Genomic DNA, 19666 nt, shown 5'->3' with positions numbered 1-19666 from the left:
GCAGAAATGTGAAGCCTTTTTTAGTTTAAGACCATATCCGAATAGGACATTACTGTATCATACCCTTTAGAATTAAAATAGGTTTTAGGATTAGTCTCTGAGGTGACCAATACAAAATCTCCTCCCCAAGCACCTAGGCTCTTAATAGTGCCATTAAAGTCATTAAACAATCGAGATTTAATGGGTTTTAGATTAATTAGATGAGCAATAATCTTTTCGTGCTCGTAGATAAGATCTTCAAATTCCAGCAGTGAGGTACATTTAGTAAATCCCATCGTGAGATTGTTTATTTGTTCTATGGTTTTAGAATCTATTTTATTAAGGCGCTTATAATTAGAAATGCCTTCTCTGCTATTTTGCTTTTTATTGAGGTAAACAAAATAGAGATTAGCTTTAAAGGCTGGCTTAAACTCAACAACCGCAACAGATGGATTCAAGTTTTGAGTTAATTGATAAATAAGTGGATGATTGTGACTTGCGCAAGCGATGTCATAACCACTACCTCCAAATGTTTTATTTAGTAACTCATAAGGACTAACATTTGCCCAATTAGCAATATTGTTTATCAGTGTAGAAGAGGTACCCAAACCCCAAAGTCTATTAAAATCTTGATGTGTGCTAACCGTAAAACCTTGATTAGACTTTAGAAAATCTGGATTTAATTCTTTAGTGGCTTTTAAAACCTCAATTAATCGTTCGGAAATAGCATTTTTAGGTTGTTTGGTATTTGAAGTAATATGGTCTAAACTGAATTCATCTTCAAACCATAATTCATCTAATTCATTAAAGCTTTTCCATAGTAGCGATTTCGAGTCATTAGATGTAATAGATAAACTCTGACCGTATTTAGTTGGCACGGCAAGTGCCTTAGCTCCATCTAAAACCGCATACTCAGCAGTTAATAATAATTTACCGTTACTTCTAAAGGTTTTCAAATCCTATTTTCTAAGGTTTTCTATAGCTTCAACCACAGCGCTATGCGTCACTACATTAGTTTTAAAATGTTCTACGAGTTCATTTTTTTCTGCTGAAGTTGCTTCAAATTGATTTAATATGTTCATTAAATGCATTTTCATATGGCCTTCTTGTATGCCAGTTGTAGTAAGTGATTTTACAGCTGCAAAATTTTGAGCTAATCCAGCTACTGCTACAATTTGCATTAATTCTCTTGCAGTTGGTTTTTCTAATAATTCTAAAGCAAATTTTACTAATGGATGTAAACTCGTTAAACCGCCAACAGTACCTAAAGCTAAAGGAATTTCAATCCAAAACTTAAATATATTATCGGCAACGCTACAATGTGTCAAACTTGAATATTGCCCATTTCTTGATGCATAGGCATGAATTCCGGCTTCAACGGCTCTAAAATCATTTCCTGTAGCTAAAACAACGGCGTCAATACCATTCATTATACCTTTATTATGGGTAACTGCTCTATAGGGTTCAATCTCGGCAATATCAATAGCCTGTTTGTATTTTTTAGCAAACAAAGCAGGATTTTCAATATCTTTACTTTGTAGTTCTTCTATTTTACAAGACACTTCTGCTCTTACAATACAATTGGGTACATAGTTAGAGAGAATACTCATTACAATATCTAAATCACCATTAAGCGATGATTCTGCTTCTTCTTTAAATATTTTAGCAAATTGCTCTAAGCAAGAGTTGATAAAATTTGCACCCATAGCATCTAACGTTTCAAACGTTGCATGCAGTTGGTAGTAATTATTTAGATTCGTAGTCTTGTCTCTGAGTTCTATATCTAAAATACCACCACCTCGACGTTGCATGTTTTTAGTTATAGGAGCGCTTTTACTAATTAATTTTGGTTTTATAGTAGTAAAGAAATTCTTAAGTTCATTTTGATCTCCAGAGAAAGTAAAATGTACCTGACCAATTTTTTCAGTAGAAATAACTTCAGTTTTAAATCCACCTCTATCCAGCCAGAATTTGGCTGCTTTACTAGCTGCAGCAACAACAGAACTCTCTTCAATAGCCATAGGTATAGTGTATAGCATGTTGTTAATTAAAAAATTAGGTGCAACACCAAGTGGCAAATAATAGTTAGTTATTGTGTTTTCAATAAATTCATCATGCAACTTTTGTAGTTTCTCATTAGAGTTCCAATATTGAGTCACAAGAATTCTTGCGTTAGTTTTATCTTCAAAATAAGTGTCTAGTAGCCACTCAACCTTTTCGGATTTAGAGAGTTTAGAAAAGCCATAAATTGTCTTTGGCATGTTTGCAATATTTTTTAAAAACACAAAGATACTTAGGATTGGTATAAAATGGGCGTATAAACTATCATTATTGCCGATTTACTGTTAATAAAAGCGGTTTTTTGCATATTTTTTAGTAAACTTGGCATTGCCTTATTGAAATAAAACGTGTATGAAATTGAGAAATTTTGTAGCCATTATTGGCTTTTTAGTGACGTCGCTAACGTATTGTCAAAGCAAACAGATTTCACTCGAAGATATTTGGAGTGGTACCTTTAGAACTGAAGGAATGCAAGCTCTACACTCCATGAATAATGGAAAACAGTATTCGGTTTTAAATTTTGATAGGCAAAACCGAACAGCTACAATAGATATTTACGATTATAAGACTTTAGAAAAAGTAAAAACCTTGGTATCATCTTCAGAAATTGAAGATATTCAAGGTTTTTTCGATTATACCTTTAGCGAGGATGAAACTAAAGTGGTGCTTACAACTAAAGAAATTCCTGTATTCAGAAGATCGAGATTAGGTGAATATTACGTCTATGATATTGCAGAAAATTCAGTAGTAAAGGTATCGGATGATTTAGTGCAAGAACCAACATTATCACCAGATGGTACAAAAATAGCTTATGGGTTTGAAAATAACTTATATGTTAAAGATTTAGCTTCTGGTAATGTAGAGCAAATCACTACAGATGGTGAAAAGAATAAAATAATTAATGGCATAACGGATTGGGTTTACGAAGAAGAATTTAGTTTTGTAAGAGCTTTTGATTGGAATGCAGAGAGTAATCAAATAGCATTCATTCGTTTTGATGAAACCGATGTGCCAGAATTTTCTATGGATGTCTATGGGTCTAAATTATACCAGACTCAGCAGGTCTTTAAATACCCTAAAGCTGGTGAGGCAAACTCTAAGGTGTCACTGCATTTATATGACCTAAGATCTAAGAAATTGCAAGAATTAAAAGTTGATAAATCGTATAATGATTTTTATATACCGAGAATCAAATGGACTAAAGAGGCTAATGTTTTAAGTGCGCAGTATATGAATCGTCATCAAAATGAATTAGACCTTTGGATGATTAACACAAAGTCGATGACTTCTGATTTAGTATTAGCAGAAAAAGATAAAGCATATGTAGACGTTACTTTTAATCTTACGTTTTTAAAGGACAATAGCTTTATCTGGACAAGCGAAAAAGATGGTTATAATCATATTTATCATTATTCTAATAATGGTGAACTGATTAATCAGGTAACTGATGGAGATTGGGAAGTCACCAATTATTATGGTTTCAATGAAAAGTCAAATACCATTTATTTTCAATCTACTGAAAACGGATCTATAAATAGAGATGTGTATTCTATTAAGTTAAACGGAAAAAATAAAAAACGTTTAACTAAGACAAATGGTTTCAATAATGCGTCATTCAGTGCTGATTTCACCTATTTTATCAACACACATTCAAGTGCTATGACGCCTCCAGAATACACGTTGAATAATTCGAAAACAGGTGAAGTTGTGACCAGTATTAAAGATAATGACAAATTAGCAAAAAAGGTAGGTGAATACATAACCTCTAAAAAAGAGTTTAGCACTATCAATGTCAATGGTAATGAGCTCAATATGTGGATGGTTAAACCTGCTGATTTTGATCCGAATAAAAAATATCCCTTGTTTATGTATCAATACTCTGGACCAGGTTCTCAACAAGTTGCTAACCGTTGGAATGGAACTAATGATTACTGGTACCAAATGCTGGCGCAACAGGGTTATATTGTAGCCTGTGTAGACGGTAGAGGTACGGGATTCAAAGGTGCGGACTTTAAGAAAGTAACACAAAACGAATTAGGCAAATATGAAGTTGAAGACCAGATTGTAGCAGCAAAAAAAATAGGTGCTTTACCGTATATTGATGAATCTCGCATTGGAATTTGGGGTTGGAGTTATGGCGGTTTTATGAGTAGTAATGCTTTGTTTAAGGGTAACGACGTTTTCTCAATGGCAATAGCCGTTGCACCTGTGACTAGCTGGAGATTTTATGATACAATATATACAGAACGTTACATGGCAACTCCGCAAGAAAACCCAAGTGGTTATGATGAAAATTCGCCAATTAATCATGTAGATAAATTAGAAGGTGATTTTCTTTTAATACATGGTACAGGCGATGACAATGTGCATGTACAAAATACAATGCGTATGGTTGAAGCATTAATTCAGGCAGACAAGCAATTTGAATGGATGATTTACCCAGATAAAAATCATGGGATTTACGGAGGAAATACGAGATTGCATTTGTATAAGAAAATGACAAACTTCATTAATAGAACTTTAGGTGATAAAATTGAAAAGGATAGTGAAGCGGATACTTCATCTAAAATTAAAGGCTAAACTAACTAACACTAACTAATATAAATTTTATGTCAACAACAATCAAACAACCGCATCAAAAGGAATTATTTGGGCATCCAGTAGGTTTATTCATTTTATTTTTTACTGAAATGTGGGAACGTTTCTCCTACTATGGAATGCGTGCAATTCTTGTATTATATTTAGTAGCACAAACCCAAGGAGAAAATGCTGGTCTAGGATGGACAAATGGAGAAGCTCTTGCTCTTTATGGATGGTATACCATGCTTGTGTATGTGGCATCTATTCCAGGAGGTTGGATTGCAGATAAATTTTTAGGTCAGAAAAAATCAGTACTATACGGAGGAATTCTGTTAGTTGCAGGTCATAGTATTTTGGCGGTTGAGCAAATGTGGGCCTTTTATACAGGCTTAGGACTTATTATTGCAGGCGTTGGTATGCTTAAACCTAATATTTCTACAATGGTTGGCGGACTATATAAACAAGGAGATATTAGAAGAGATAAAGGATTTACCATTTTCTATATTGGAATTAATGTTGGTGCATTTCTTTCAAGTTTAATTGTAGGTTATGTTGGCGAAGTACATGGATGGCATTATGGATTTGGACTAGCGGGAATAGGTATGGCTGCTGGATTAATACAGTATGTTGTAGGACAGAAATATCTTAAAACTGTTGGAAATTTTACAGGTGATTCTGAAAATGAAGAAGAAAAAGCAGCCATGAAGCGTCCATTAACTAAAGTGGAAAAAGATCGTGTAGTGGTGCTATTTATATCGTTCTTATTGGTAATTGTATTTTGGGGAGCTTTTGAACAAGCAGGAGGTTTAATGAATATTTATGCCATGGATAATACCAATAGAATGCTAATGGGATGGGAAGTACCAGCCTCGTGGTTTCAATCTTTAAATGCGATGTTTATCATTTTCTTAGGTACTTCTGTTGCTGCATATTGGGCAAGTAGAAAACTGAAAGGTAAAGTGGCAACTTCATTATTTAAGATGATTGTTGGTTTAATAATTATGGGAACAGGGTTTTTCTTTATGTCCGCTGCTTCAGCGCAATTTGAAAGTACAGGTTCTTCAGCAATGTATTGGTTGGTTTTAGCTTATTTATTCCATACGGTTGGTGAGCTTTGTATTTCGCCAGTAGCATTATCGTACATTACTAAACTTGCGCCTTTAAAGTATGCTTCTCTTATGATGGGTGTATATTTTGCTATGACTGGTTTTGGTAATAAGTTAGCTGGATTATTGGGTGAAGCCTCTGAAAGTTTAGGCGAGTTCACTATTTTTACTGGTATAGCAGTGTTTTGTGTCGCTTTCGGTTTCTTGGTCATGGTATTTAGAAAAAAACTTGAAAAGCTAACCCATGGAGCAGAAGACAATGAACACGAGATGTTGGAAACTGAAAAATATGAATTGGCAGACCCAGATATTAACTAATTATAAATACCAAACCCTTATAAAATTTATTTTTGTAAGGTTTTTTCTCTTCTAACTAAACAATCAATTTTATGAGTACTTCATCAGAGAACTTTTTTGAAACTAAAGTAATAGGACATCCTGCGGGATTGTTCGTTTTGTTTTTTACCGAAATGTGGGAGCGCTTTTCCTACTATGGCATGCGTGCCATTTTAGTAATTTTCTTAACAGGTGCAATTGCAGGTGACAATCCAGGTTGGGGTTGGGGCAAACCTGCTGCTTTGTCATTATTAGGAACTTATGCCATGTTCGTGTACCTCACTCCGATTGTTGGTGGTTGGTTAGCAGATAATAAAATTGGGTATCGTATGGCTGTTGTAATTGGTGCTTTATTAATGACCTTGGGTCATGCATCTATGGCTGTGGAAACTCCAACATTTTTGTATATAGGGATTGCATTGTTAATCGTGGGAAATGGCTTTTTTAAGCCAAATATGACTTCGATAATTTCTAAAATGTATGAAGGCCACGATGAGAAAAAAGATGGAGCCTATAATATTTTCTACATGGGAGTTAACGCTGGCGCGTTTCTTGGTATTATGTTATGTGGTTGGCTAGGCGAAAACGTTGGTTGGAGCTACGGATTTGGTCTTGCTGGTGTATTTATGCTTTTAGGGATGTTACAATTTTACTATGCACAACCACTTTTTGGAGATGTTGGTGCTAAGCCAAAGGATGAAAAGAAAGGTATCATTGATACTTTAGTAGAAGATTTAGATACTCCTAAGGAGAAAATTAGTGGCAAATTAAATCGATTTGTAACAATCGATTATGTGTTAATAGGTGTTTTTATCATTTCTGCTTTAATCTTTATTGTCAATGATCCTTTAAGTAAAATTGGAGATATAAATACACTTAATTTTACAGTTGCAGGAATGACAGATTCTCTGTTCTTTGCACTATTAGCAGCAGTAATATTTATCATTATATTAGTGGTTAGAATTCCAAGGTATGAGCGCATTGTTCGAGATCGGATGATAGCTTTTACCATTTTCTGCATTTTTACTATTTTCTTTTGGGCAGCTTTTGAACAGGCAGCAGGTTCTTTACCTATTTATACTAGAGATTTTACAGACAGGGTCTTAGAAGGCAATGCAGCTTCAATATTTAAAATTATCGATGCTATTGTAACTATAGTGCCAATTGGTATAATAACATTTGTATTACTCAGTTTATTCAAAAAAACATTTAGTAGAATCAGCCTGTCAAATATAATTTTAGCTATAAGTTTTATTTTAATTTGGGGATTGGTTATTTACAAGCTTTATATCAACTTTAGTCTTGAGGCAAAAGAAGTGGAGATTACATGGTTTGCTATTTTAAACTCCCTATTTATTATCATTTTTGCTCCGTTATTCACAAAATGGTGGGATAGTAAATACAATCCACCTGCTTCTGTTAAATATGGATTAGGCCTTATAGTCATGGCTGTTGGTTTTGGGCTATTAGCGTTTGCTACTCGAAATGTGCCTTTGGGTGCTGAAACAGCAAAATTAAGTATGATATGGTTAGTATTGGCGTACCTTTTTCATACACTTGGTGAGTTGTGCTTATCTCCAATGGGACTATCGTATTTAAGTAAATTAGTTCCTGCCAGAATGGTTGCATTTATGTTTGGTGTTTATTATTTAGCTATTGCAATAGGAAATAAAATGGCGCATTATATTGGTGGAGATATAGAAAAAATCACAAAAGAAGATGGCTTGTCTTATTTCTTCCAAATTTTTACAATTGTGCCTGTAGCATTAGGTTTAGTATCATTTGCACTACATCCACTATTAAAACGACTTATGCACGGAGTGCGATAATCGAGTAAATTCGTTAAAACATCCTAAAATGCTCCTAAAAAGGAGCATTTTTTGTAAGTTCGGTATAACAATTGCTGCAAATTAGTCATGAAGAAACTAGGATATTTACTACTTATTATGTTATTGGCTTCATTTAAACCAATAACAGATGAAGACAAAGAAATTAATTGGCTAACCATAGAAGAGGCGTTAGAGCTTCAGAAAGATGAGCCTAAAAAAATAATAATGGATGTATACACTAATTGGTGTGGTCCATGTAAACTATTAGATAAAAATACATTTCATAATGAAGATGTGGTAGATTATATTAACGAGCATTATTATGCGGTTAAGTTTAATGCAGAAGGAAATTCATCAGTAACATTTAAGGATAAAACGTTTAATAATCCTAATTTTGATGAGACCAAAGTCAATAGAAGAAATGGTGTACACGAGTTCACAAGGTATCTAAAAGTAAGAGCTTATCCTACTATGGTATTCTTTGATGAAGAGGCTAATTACATCACTCCGGTTACTGGTTATTTAAAACCACAGCAGTTAGAGTTGTACTTAAAACTCTTTAAGAACGATGACCATAAAGACATGGATACACAAGAAAAATTTAACGAATATTATAAAGCGTTTAAACCAACGTTTAAAGAATAATAAAAGTTAACGCAAAATAAAGGCTCCCTTTTCATTAGTATAATGGAAAGGGATTTTTTCATCTCTACAAGTAGCTTGCCATCGCTTCACATAAGATTTAAAATTACTGGCATCTGCAATGATCTTTTTCGGGTTTAGACTATCAATCATTCTATTAAGATTAAATCTAGGAGAATTTCTTAATAATACATAGTCTGGTTTAAAGCTAATACCTTTATAAATAGCAAGGCTGTCTATAACCAATAGGGTTTGGTTTTTAAAATTATAAACAGTAGCTACACTATCTAATTCAATTGTAGTGATGGATTCTCCAACACTAAAATTCTTAACTGTATTATCTGTTTTTAGTTTTACAGAATCTAGATTATGATATACAAGTAGTTTGTCATTCAGTTTATGACCAAGTATTGAGTATCTACTTTTATTAAAAACAACGAAGGTTTCATTTTGAGTCTTATAAGAATTATAAAACGAAATAACTTGTAAACATAGTACAGTAATTAAACACATAGCAACCCATTTAAAAGTTCTAAACTTATATACCTGAACTAAGCTTACTACGATTAAGTAACTAAAAACTACCTGTATAAATATAAACGGAATATCTCTGAAAAGAAATTCTTCAAATTGAGCAATCCATGCAATGAATCCATTTAAACTTTCAATAATAAAACTATAAGTGGTTACAACAAACTCAGGTAAATAGTTTAAAAGAGACAACACTATAATTAAGAGCCCAAAACCAAGAATTAATCCTAGAAAAGGAATCACGACGATATTTGAAATAAAGAACAATCCTGGGAATTGATGAAAGTAAAATAAACTTATTGGTACAACGCCAAATTGCGCAGCTAAGGTGACCGTGAAAATTTGCCAAAGCTTATCAGTTAACCAATATTTTGGTTTCAGTTGCTTGTATAAAATAGGTTGAATACTCACAATACCAAGAACTGCCAGATAACTCATCTGAAATCCAACTTCGAATAGAAAATTCGGCTTAACCAACAATATCAAAAATGCCGAAATAACCAATGTATTATAAATATTGGTTGGTCGTTTTAGGTGCATAGCTACACTAATTATACTAAACATCGCTACAGCTCTGGTAACAGAAGGTGATAAGCCTGCAATGACGGCAAATGACCATAATAGAATTACGATTAAAAGTGGTCTAAGCGTGTTGCCGTATTTTAAGTAGAGTAACGGACGAAACAAAAAATTAAGTATCAGTAGAATGACACCCACATGCAATCCAGAAACAGCGAGTATATGAATGGTACCTGCATTAACATAATTGTTATAAATTGTTTTATCTAAATTTTGCCGCTGTCCTAATAATAGCGCATTAATAATGCTCAATGTGTCATCTTTAAATCCAGCTTTAATAAGTCGCTCATTAATACTAGATCTAAATGCATCGGCATAGCCATAAATAGATGTCTTGTCATTTGAAATTGTAAGTAATTTGTCCTGAGTCAGATATAATTGATGATAAACCTGTTTTAATTTTAAATAGTTCCTGTAGTCAAACTGATGAGGATTCAGAGGTTTTTGAATATCCTTAATTACTGCTGAGGTGAATATAATGTCATCAATCGCTAAATTATTATTGAGACTATCTTTTTTAATATTAACCAATAAGCGACCTGAAGCATGTTGCCCGTTTATTGATTGAATAGAGGCAAAATATTTATCATTGTATGTATCTGGTTTCAAACGCTCTTCAATCTTCAGTAAAAACTCAGCAGTATTGTGTTTTTGAATTTGGTGCGTATAATGATCACTTTGTACCCTATCATTTTGAATTTGGTAGACCGTCATACCAATGCCTATAAGAGCCAAATACGTTAACGCACCAAAAAATGGAAATCTATCAATTTTGAATTTTAAAAAATACCAATAAATTCCAACTGAAAATACGAGCGCTATAGTAGATGATAATACTATGCTAAAGTCTATCTCAAAATAATGAGCTAGTAGAATTCCAATAACCAGAGCAATGGTTAGTTTAATTATGGTGAAATTGAGTAACTTCATGAAAATGAGTTACTAATATAAAAAACTTTTACAATACGCGTCGCGCCTGCACAAAAGCAAAATACCAATAGCGTTCTGCTAAAGATGAAATCATTACTCCACGACTGCTCGAAGCATGTATAAATTCTACATTACCTGGTCGTATACTGGTGACAATACCAACGTGATTTACTTTTCGGCTGTTTTTTTTGGTGGCAAAGAAAACCAAATCTCCAACATTAACCTCTTTTAGATCTATCCAGTTGCCAGTACTTTTTAAGTCTGCGGTAGTCCTTGGTAATCTTATATTGTGCTTTTTAAAACTGGTATAAATTAAACCAGAGCAATCCATGCCACGCATGGTGGTGCCACCATATTTGTAACGTGTGCCGTCAAAGGTTTTAGCGTAGTTGACGATGCGTTGAGCTTCTTCACTAGGTTTGGCAGTGGTATTAACTTTTACCGTATGAGTTTGCCGCTTTTTGCTGGTATATGACTTTTTAGATTTACAGCTAGTAACAACAAATAGTAATAATAGTATGGGTAAAACTTGTTTCATGTTAGGCAATAGCTTCATAAATTAATTTGGAGGTATTCTCGCTGGCTCCTTTTCCTCCTAATTTTTGTTCTAATTCATAATAATCTAAAAACAGTTGCTCACGCTTTTGAGTATCTAAAATAGATGTAAGCTCATCTTTTAATCGTTTTTTATTTAAGTCTCCTTGGATTAATTCCGTTACCACCTCGCGGTCCATAATAAGATTAACTAATGAGATGAATTTTAAAGTAATAATACGCTTAGCAATTTGATAAGAAATTGGATTAGCTTTATAGCAAACGACTTGAGGAACCTTATACAATGCTGTTTCTAATGTTGCTGTACCAGAGGTTACTAAAGCAGCATTAGATATGCTTAAAAGATCATAGGTTTTATTAGAAATGAAGCTCACATTGTCTTGTTTTATAAAGCGTTTGTAAAATTCGTAATCCTGACTAGGAGCACCTGCAATAACAAACTGGTAATCTTCAAAATCATCAACCAGACTTAACATTACACCAAGCATTTTGGTGATTTCTTGCTTACGACTTCCTGGTAGCAAGGCTATAATTGGTTTAGTACTAAGTTGGTGTGTTTTCCTAAATTCGTTTTCATCAATTTGCGGTCTATCTGCAATGGCATCGATTAAAGGATGACCAACAAAATTTACATCTACATTATGGCTTTTATAAAATGCTTTTTCAAAGGGGAGTGTGCAATAAAGGGCATCAACGTCGCGCTTTATGTTTTCAACTCTACTTGCTCTAGAGGCCCAAACCTGAGGTAAAATATAATAGTGAGTTCTAAATCCATGTTCTTTTGCCCACTTGGCAATTCGTAAGTTGAAACCAGAATTATCAATAAAAACGATAACATCGGGTTGAAATGCTTCAATGTCTTTTTTGCAGAATTTGATATGGCCTAAGATTTTTCGGAGATTGAATATAACCTCTGCGAAACCCATAAATTGGCGCTCTTTGTAATGCATGGCCAAATAACCACCTACAGCTTGCATTAAATCGCCACCCCAAAATCTAATGTCTGCTTGTGCGTCTAGTTTATACAAGGCTTTCATTAGATTAGATCCGTGCAGATCACCAGAAGCTTCTCCAGCAATGATGTAGTACTTCATTTAGTATGTAAATTTTATTATCAGTGTTGCTATAAACACCAAAATTGTAGCAATAAGTACACCTTTTGCTCGGTGATCTTGTTTCTTTTTTAAAAACAAAAAGAAGGCGCCTAAATTTAAAAGAGCACCAATACTCATAAGTTTCGTTAAAAATCCTTCAGCAACGGCTTGTCTTAAAACAGCACTCCAATCATCACTTTTTCCAAAAATCTGAATAGCGAAAACCAATCCAAAAGCTGTAGCAATAATGCCTACAATAAAACCACTAATAATTTCTTTCTTCATAAATGATTAATCATTCAATTTCCATGTATTTAATTGCTGCATGGCATGATGTGCAGTTAAGTCGAACTGAACTGGCACCAACGATACATAGCCATTCTCCAAAGCCCATTCGTCAGTGTCTTCACCATCGTCCATATTGACAAATTTACCAGTCAACCAATAGTAATTTCTACCCATAGGATTGGTGCGTTTGTCAAACTCTTCTTTCCAATTGGCGCGCGCTTGCCTGCAAACTTTTATACCTTTTATATCATTTTTATGAAGATTTGGGAGATTGACATTAAGTACTACACCATCGGATAAACCATGTTCTAAAACTTGTTTGGTAATAGTCTCTACGAAGGGTTTGCAATGGTCAAAATTAGCGCTCCAATTATAATCTAATAATGAAAATCCAATAGCTGGAATACCTTCAATACCAGCTTCTAAAGCTGCGCTCATTGTCCCAGAATAAATAACATTTATAGAAGAATTAGATCCATGATTAATACCTGAAACACAAATGTCTGGTCTGCGATCTAATATTTCATTTACAGCGAGTTTTACACAATCCGCAGGTGTGCCCGAGCAACTATATTCTGGCTGTTTTCCATCTATGGTTACTTTTTCGAGATGTAGTGTAGAGTTTATTGTAATAGCATGTCCCATAGCGCTTTGTGGACTATCAGGAGCTACAACTACAACATCTCCAAGCTTATGCATTACAGAAATTAAGGTTCTTAATCCTGGTGCTGTAATACCATCATCATTAGTAACTAAAATTAAAGGACGTTTAGACATATGTTTTATAGAATATTTACGTTGTAAAAATAAGAAAAAGCATACGATTAGATAGCAATTATAGCTTTAACAAAAAATTAGTGCCGTGATTTTTTATGGCACGGTTTTTTCTGCTATTTTAGTGAAAAATTGAAAGCCTGCACCTAGGGTATTAAATAAACAGATTATGAGAGGGAATTATAAGTTTTTTTTACTTGCATTATTAATTGCATTTGCCTCATGCAGTTTTACCAGCAAAACATTTGACAATCCAGATAAAGATAAGCTCTTAATACAGCTTATCACTTACGTATTAGATCAAGGACATTTTAATCCACAAGATTTAAATGATGATTTTTCTGCGAATGTGTACGAAGATTATCTTAACCAAATAGATCCATTTAAGCGCTATTTTTACGAGTCTGATATAAAGGAATTTGAAGCCTATAAAGATCAGATAGATGATCAACTGAAATCTTACGATGTCACATTTTTCAATATTACACACCAAAGATTACTACAAAGAATTGAAGAGTCTAAAAAAATCTATGCAGATATTTTAGACCATCCTTTTGATTTTTCTGTTGCTGAAGATTATTCTACAGATTATGAAGAGCTGATGTATGTAAAAAATAGGCGCGAAATGAAAGAACGTTGGAGACAGCAATTAAAATTCTCTACAATTGCTAATTATGATGATGCTATTGCTAAGAGTGAAGATAACATAGAGGATAATGACTTACCGGAAAATGAAAATAAGGCAACCAAAAAATCGATAAAAGCTATAGAAAAGGAAGCAAGAGTGGCTACAAAACGTTCTCTTGATGAACTTTATGATTTCATTGATGATAGACAGCGAAAAGACTGGTTTGCAGTGTACATAAATGCAATAGTAGAAGAGTTTGATCCGCATACGTTCTATTTTGCCCCAGAAGATAAAGATCGTTTTGACGTTGCTATGTCTGGTAATTTTGAAGGTATCGGAGCAAGATTACAGAAAAAGATGGATGAGATAATAGTAAATGAAATTATTAGTGGCGGACCAGCTTGGAGAGCTAACCAATTAGAAGTTGGTGATCGCATCATGAAAGTAAGGCAGGAAGATGAAGAAAAAGCTGTCAATATTGTTGGTATGCGTTTAGATGATGCCATCAAACTTATTAAAGGGCCGAAAGGGACTACAGTGATTTTAACATTGAAAAAAGTAGATGGAACCATTGAAGATATTTCAATTACTAGGGATATTGTGGAGTTAGAGGAAACCTATGCAAAATCATCTACAGTTGAAAAAGATGGAAAAACTTTCGGAATCATAAACTTACCAAAGTTTTATATTAATTTTCAAGATTACAATAAGCGTAATGCCGCATCAGATATTAAACAAGAAATTGTCAGACTGAAAGAACAAGGTATGGAAGGTCTGGTTTTAGATTTGAGAAATAATGGTGGAGGTTCGTTACAAACTGTGGTAGATATTGTTGGCTTATTTATTGAAGAAGGACCAGTAGTGCAGGTTAAAACTACAGGTGAACCTAAAGAGGTACTTAGAGATAAGGATGAATCTATTATTTGGGATGGACCATTAGTAATTATGGTAAATGAATTATCCGCTTCTGCATCTGAGATTTTAGCAGCAGCAATGCAAGACTATAAACGTGCTATAGTTATAGGAAGTAAGCAAACCTATGGTAAAGGAACGGTTCAAAATGTTCTAGATTTAAATCGTATGGTACGCAATAACACTAATGGTGATATGGGTGCATTAAAATTTACAACCCAGAAATTTTATAGAATCAATGGTGGCTCTACGCAGTTAGAAGGCGTCAAAAGTGATGTAGTAGTTCCAGACCGTTACAGTTATATTGATATTGGAGAGAAAGATCAAGAAAACCCACTGCCATGGGACAAAATAGATGCGGTAGATTATGATTTGTGGAGTAATTATTTCGATTATGATACCACAATTAGCAAGAGTAAAGCAAGAATGGCTGCTAATGAACAATTAAAGTTAATTGATGCCAATGCTAAATGGGTAAAAAAAATAAGGGACCGAGAAATATACTCTTTAAATTACGAAGATTATAAAAATGAAATGGAGCTTAATGAAGAAGAGGCTAAACGATTTGAAAAATTATCAGAGTATAAAACAAATCTAACTTTCAACTCACTTCCTTATGAGTTGAATTTAATGGAAAAAGATTCTGTTCTAAAAGAAAAGCGTCAGCGTTGGCACGAGAGTTTAGCTAAAGATGTTTATGTAGAAGAAGCTTTAAACGTACTTAACGATTTAAAAATGACTTATGCTATAAAAAACAAAGTCGCAGATGTGAAGAATTAGTAGTGAAGAAATATAAAGCAACATGCTTTGATTAGTACAATATTGAATGTCAAAAATTAATAATTCACTTACAGTATTAGCGCTTCAAAAGTTTAAACAAAACTTTTGGGGCGTTTTTAGTTTAGGCATAATTGTCTGTATTGGACTAATTTCAATTTTTGCATATCTCTTTGCACCAGATGCATCAAAAAATGCTAACCAGATGCATTTATCCATTCACTCAAAGTCTCCGGGATTTGAGGTAGAGATGTTAACGATTCCTTCAGGTATAGAATCACGCCAAAGTTTTTTTTCAGAATTATTTTTTGGTAAGCTAAATACTGACACAGAAATACCAATTGCGTCTTACAAAGTGAAAGATAATATCTTGTATTATGAGGAATATGCTTCTGATGGACTTAATGGATTAGATAAACAAATTAAAGTATCTCAGTTTCCAAACTCAGACTACAAAAGCCATATCGCAACCCGAACGTTTAGTTTTGGTACAGATAAATATGGTAGAGATTATTTAAGTAGAATATTAATCGGTTCGCGTATATCATTTTTTATAGGTTTTGTGGCAGTTTTCATCTCATTATTTGTTGGCTTAATTATGGGAAGTCTTGCTGGCTACTACGGAGGCAAAATTGACGCTTTTATTATGTGGATTATTAATATCACTTGGTCCATTCCAACATTACTATTAGTTATAGCAATAACTTTAGCTTTAGGCAAAGGGTTTTGGCAGGTATTTATAGCGGTTGGGTTAACAATGTGGGTAGAAGTTGCCAGAGTCGTAAGAGGTCAAATTATAAGTGCCAAAGAAATGCAATATGTCACTGCAGCTAGAGCTTTAGGTTATAATGATTATAGAATCATCACAAAACATATATTGCCTAATATTTTTGGTCCTTTAATTGTGATTTCAGCAGCCAATTTTGCGGCTGCCATATTAATTGAAAGTGGATTAAGTTTTCTTGGTATAGGAGCTCAACCTCCCATGGCGAGCTGGGGAGCGATGATAAAAGATCATTATAACTATATTATATTAGGAAAGCCTTATTTAGCTTTAATTCCAGGTATTTGTATTATGTTTTTGGTTATGGCTTTTATGTTGGTTGGCAATGCGTTACGAGATGCCTTTGATGTAAAAACGTAATTAGTTACTCGTTTCTTAATTGCTCAATCTCATTATTTGTAGCTTCAATAAAATTCAACACTTCTTCTTGTCCAATCTTTTTACTCGATGAGGTGATAAAATAAGGTGGTAGTTCTTCCCACGATTGTAGCAGTTCCTGGCAATACGCTTCAACATGGCGCTTAATGGCTTTTGGTTTTAATTTATCTGCTTTAGTGAAAATAATTCCAAATGGAATACCACTTTCGCCCAAATATTGCATAAATTCTATGTCAATAGGTTGTGGCTTATGTCTTATGTCTACAAGTACAAAAGCACAAACAAGTTGTTCACGTTGTTCAAAATAATTGGTAATAAACTTTTGGAATTTCTTTTTTGAAGTTTTAGAAACTCGAGCATAACCATAACCAGGTAAATCTACTAAGAACCAGTTATCATTAATAATAAAATGATTGATGAGTTGTGTTTTACCAGGTCGACCAGAAGTTTTAGCTAAGCTTTTACGGTCAGTAAGCATGTTAATCAATGAAGATTTTCCCACGTTACTTCTGCCAATAAACGCATATTCCGGGATAGGATTCTTAGGGCATTTAGCCACTTCAGAATTACTAACTACAAATTCGGCAGATTTTATTTTCATAATACTACTTGCGAAAGCAGATTTTGTTTTGATTAATCGTTTAGAAGTTGCGACTTTCCAGCCAGCCATTCAAAATTGTATTGAATTCTATAGGGTGTTCCATCATTGCAGCATGCCCACACTTATCTATCCAAAATAAATCAGAATCTGGCAATAACTCATGGAATTCTTCTGCAACTTCTGGAGGAGTAACATTATCATTTTTACCCCAAATAATGCAAGTCGGAGTGTACATTTTTGGTAAATCTTTAGCCATATTATGGCGAATGGCACTTTTTGCAATGGCAAGGGTTTTAACCAGTTTATTTCTGTCGTTTACCGTTTCATAAACTTCATCAACAATTTCTTTGGTAGCCACTTCAGGATCGTAGAATACATCCTGCGCTTTTTTCTTTATAACTTCGTAATCACTGCGCTTAGTGTAGCCGCTTCCCATGGCGCTTTCATACAGTCCTGAGCTACCAGTAATTACCAATCCTTTTACTTTATCAGGATATAATTTTGTGTGGTATAAGCCAATATGACCTCCTAGAGAGTTGCCTAGTAAAATAACGTTATCTAACTCCTTAAATTCAATAAAATCTCTAAGATAGTTCGCAAAACTTTTAACGTTAGTTTTAATGAGAGACATGCTGTAAATTGGAAGTTCTGGTATGATAACTTTGTAGCCGTTAGACCCAAAAAAATCAGTGACAGCATCAAAATTACTCAAACCTCCCATTAATCCGTGAAGGACTATAATTGGTGTGCCTTCTCCTACTTCAATATATCTATAATCCTTTTCTTTTTTTAAAAGGTGTGCCATCTATAAAGTTAGTGCTTTGTGTTAAAAACAAATATAACTAAATCCTTTTTAATTCGTATACAACTTAATGTTAGAATTCTTTGCTGAAATATAAATTTGATATGTTGATAATTACCACTTGAAAAAATAATATTAATAGCCCAATTTTAGTGTAATCCGCCGGAATTGAAAATGACATAAAACAAAACTTATCAACAAAAGTGGGAGGATGTGGTAAAATGTGGAAATATTTTCAATATATTTGAATCTTAATCGTTAAAGTGAGAGATCAGACATTTTGAATTCATTTATAGGAACATACGAATGTAAAGCTGATGCCAAAGGTAGGCTGATGATACCTGCTGTTTTAAAGAAACAGCTATCTGCAGCGTTACAAGATGGTTTTGTGCTTAAGCGTGCTGTATTTCAACCATGCTTAGAGCTTTATCCTATGGCAGAGTGGAATGTGTTAATGTCGAAGGTGAATAAACTGAATCGATTTAAGAAAAAAAACAATGACTTCATAAGACGATTTACAGCAGGAGTTAAAGTTGTAGAAGTTGATAATGCAGGACGATTATTGATCCCTAAAGATTTAATTGGTTTTTCAGGTATTTCTAAGGAGGTGGTTTTAGCTTCTGCGGTAAATATTATTGAAATATGGGATAAGGCTAAATATGAACAGGCCATTGATTCTGCCGCAAATGACTTTGCAGATTTAGCTGAAGAAGTTATGGGACAAGATGATGATAATGACAATGGAGTATCATAATGCAGTATTACTTAAAGAAACAGTAGATGGTTTAGATATAAAACCAGACGGTGTTTATGTCGATGTTACTTTTGGTGGAGGAGGGCATAGTCGTGAGATTCTCGCAAGACTAGGACCAAACGGTAAATTGTATGCCTTTGATCAGGATAAGGATGCGTTGGCAAACACATTAGAAGATGATCGGTTTGTTCTCATAAATGAGAATTTTAGATATATAAAAAGGTTCTTAAGATTTTATGGAGTAAAAGAAGTAGACGGCATATTGGCGGACTTCGGAGTATCATCTCACCAATTTGATGTAGCTGAACGAGGATTTTCTACACGGTTTGAAGCAGATTTAGATATGCGTATGAATCAAGACAATCAGCTCTCTGCTTTCGAAGTGGTAAATAATTATGATGAAGAACAATTAAGAGCAGTGTTTTATCAATACGGAGAATTAAGACAAGCACCTGCTATGGCAAGAGTGATAGTTGCAGAAAGACAGAAAGAAGAGATCAGAACCAGTGAGCAGCTAAAAAAAGTCTTAAAGCCATTTTTAAATCATAGAAAAGAGAATAAGGTTTTGGCTCAGATATATCAGGCCATTCGTATTGAGGTTAATCAAGAAATCGAAGTTTTAAAAGAGTTATTGGTGCAAACACCAGAAGTTTTAAAAAAAGGTGGTCGACTTAGTTTCATCTCATACCACTCTCTCGAAGATCGGTTAGTGAAACGCTTTATAAGAAATGGATTATTTGAAGGTG

The 19666-nt window shown here is 33.9% G+C and carries 17 protein-coding genes; 8 read left to right on the top strand and 9 right to left on the bottom strand.

Annotated elements, in window-relative coordinates; genetic code table 11:
- Positions 1–20: 20 nt before the first annotated feature.
- Both ACTG3Y_RS09090 and ACTG3Y_RS09085 read right to left on the bottom strand, forming a co-directional pair.
- Entirely contained in the window at positions 21–935 is a 915-nt protein-coding gene (locus ACTG3Y_RS09090; protein WP_439152610.1) for a GYDIA family GHMP kinase, read from the bottom strand.
- 3 nt (positions 936–938) lie between these two features.
- The gene (locus ACTG3Y_RS09085; RefSeq protein ID WP_439152609.1) at positions 939–2240 is read right to left on the bottom strand and encodes a hydroxymethylglutaryl-CoA reductase, degradative; all 1302 of its coding nucleotides are present in this window, start codon (positions 2238–2240) and stop codon (positions 939–941) included.
- 151 nt (positions 2241–2391) lie between these two features.
- Between ACTG3Y_RS09085 and ACTG3Y_RS09080 the strand changes: the two genes are divergently transcribed.
- The 4 genes from ACTG3Y_RS09080 to ACTG3Y_RS09065 all read left to right on the top strand — a co-directional run bounded on the left by ACTG3Y_RS09080 (position 2392) and on the right by ACTG3Y_RS09065 (position 8536).
- The gene (locus ACTG3Y_RS09080) at positions 2392–4620 is read left to right on the top strand and encodes a S9 family peptidase (protein WP_439152608.1); all 2229 of its coding nucleotides are present in this window, start codon (positions 2392–2394) and stop codon (positions 4618–4620) included.
- Positions 4621–4649: 29 nt separating this feature from the next.
- Entirely contained in the window at positions 4650–6044 is a 1395-nt protein-coding gene (locus ACTG3Y_RS09075; RefSeq protein WP_439152607.1) for a peptide MFS transporter, read from the top strand.
- Between the two features lie 71 nt (positions 6045–6115).
- Positions 6116–7891 carry a peptide MFS transporter gene (locus ACTG3Y_RS09070; protein WP_439152606.1) on the top strand — a complete coding sequence of 592 codons (1776 nt, stop codon included), beginning with the start codon at positions 6116–6118 and terminating at the stop codon, positions 7889–7891.
- Between the two features lie 87 nt (positions 7892–7978).
- Positions 7979–8536: a thioredoxin family protein gene (locus ACTG3Y_RS09065; protein ID WP_439152605.1), complete on the top strand. Its 558-nt coding sequence runs from the start codon at positions 7979–7981 to the stop codon at positions 8534–8536.
- A 6-nt stretch (positions 8537–8542) separates the two neighbouring features.
- Here ACTG3Y_RS09065 and ACTG3Y_RS09060 read toward each other — a convergent pair whose 3' ends face one another.
- Genes ACTG3Y_RS09060 through surE form a run of 5 tightly spaced genes read right to left on the bottom strand, consistent with a single transcriptional unit; the run spans position 8543 to position 13287 of the window.
- On the bottom strand, positions 8543–10573 hold the full coding sequence (locus tag ACTG3Y_RS09060) for a ComEC/Rec2 family competence protein (RefSeq protein ID WP_439152604.1): 2031 nt from the start codon (positions 10571–10573) through the stop codon (positions 8543–8545).
- Between the two features lie 28 nt (positions 10574–10601).
- Positions 10602–11111: a C40 family peptidase gene (locus ACTG3Y_RS09055; RefSeq protein WP_439152603.1), complete on the bottom strand. Its 510-nt coding sequence runs from the start codon at positions 11109–11111 to the stop codon at positions 10602–10604.
- 1 nt (position 11112) lies between these two features.
- Positions 11113–12222 carry a lipid-A-disaccharide synthase gene (lpxB, locus tag ACTG3Y_RS09050; RefSeq protein WP_439152602.1) on the bottom strand — a complete coding sequence of 370 codons (1110 nt, stop codon included), beginning with the start codon at positions 12220–12222 and terminating at the stop codon, positions 11113–11115.
- Complete coding sequence (locus ACTG3Y_RS09045) at positions 12223–12507, bottom strand: hypothetical protein (RefSeq protein ID WP_439152601.1); 285 nt, start codon at positions 12505–12507, stop codon at positions 12223–12225.
- Positions 12508–12513: 6 nt separating this feature from the next.
- Complete coding sequence (gene surE / locus ACTG3Y_RS09040) at positions 12514–13287, bottom strand: 5'/3'-nucleotidase SurE (protein WP_439152600.1); 774 nt, start codon at positions 13285–13287, stop codon at positions 12514–12516.
- Between the two features lie 166 nt (positions 13288–13453).
- Here surE and ACTG3Y_RS09035 point away from each other — a divergent pair, with 166 nt between their 5' ends.
- Both ACTG3Y_RS09035 and ACTG3Y_RS09030 read left to right on the top strand, forming a co-directional pair.
- Entirely contained in the window at positions 13454–15604 is a 2151-nt protein-coding gene (locus ACTG3Y_RS09035; RefSeq protein WP_439152599.1) for a carboxy terminal-processing peptidase, read from the top strand.
- Positions 15605–15650: 46 nt separating this feature from the next.
- Positions 15651–16745: an ABC transporter permease gene (locus ACTG3Y_RS09030; protein ID WP_439152598.1), complete on the top strand. Its 1095-nt coding sequence runs from the start codon at positions 15651–15653 to the stop codon at positions 16743–16745.
- Positions 16746–16749: 4 nt separating this feature from the next.
- On the opposite strand, the gene yihA is transcribed toward ACTG3Y_RS09030, so the two are convergent.
- The gene (gene yihA, locus ACTG3Y_RS09025) at positions 16750–17364 is read right to left on the bottom strand and encodes a ribosome biogenesis GTP-binding protein YihA/YsxC (RefSeq protein WP_439152618.1); all 615 of its coding nucleotides are present in this window, start codon (positions 17362–17364) and stop codon (positions 16750–16752) included.
- A 40-nt stretch (positions 17365–17404) separates the two neighbouring features.
- A complete protein-coding gene (locus tag ACTG3Y_RS09020) occupies positions 17405–18169 on the bottom strand; it encodes an alpha/beta fold hydrolase (protein WP_439152597.1) in 765 nt (254 codons plus the stop codon).
- 277 nt (positions 18170–18446) lie between these two features.
- Here ACTG3Y_RS09020 and mraZ point away from each other — a divergent pair, with 277 nt between their 5' ends.
- Together mraZ and rsmH are read left to right on the top strand one after the other, a co-directional pair.
- A complete protein-coding gene (mraZ, locus tag ACTG3Y_RS09015; RefSeq protein WP_439152596.1) occupies positions 18447–18920 on the top strand; it encodes a division/cell wall cluster transcriptional repressor MraZ in 474 nt (157 codons plus the stop codon).
- A partial coding sequence (rsmH, locus tag ACTG3Y_RS09010; protein ID WP_439152595.1) for a 16S rRNA (cytosine(1402)-N(4))-methyltransferase RsmH occupies positions 18907–19666 on the top strand: 760 nt, incomplete at its 3' end. The genes mraZ and rsmH, both read left to right, overlap by 14 nt.

This window comes from Winogradskyella sp. (assembly GCF_965656915.1).
Lineage (GTDB): Bacteria > Bacteroidota > Bacteroidia > Flavobacteriales > Flavobacteriaceae > Winogradskyella.
The sequence above is the reverse complement of the archived record's forward strand: the minus strand, read 5'-3'. Positions and strand labels throughout refer to the sequence as shown.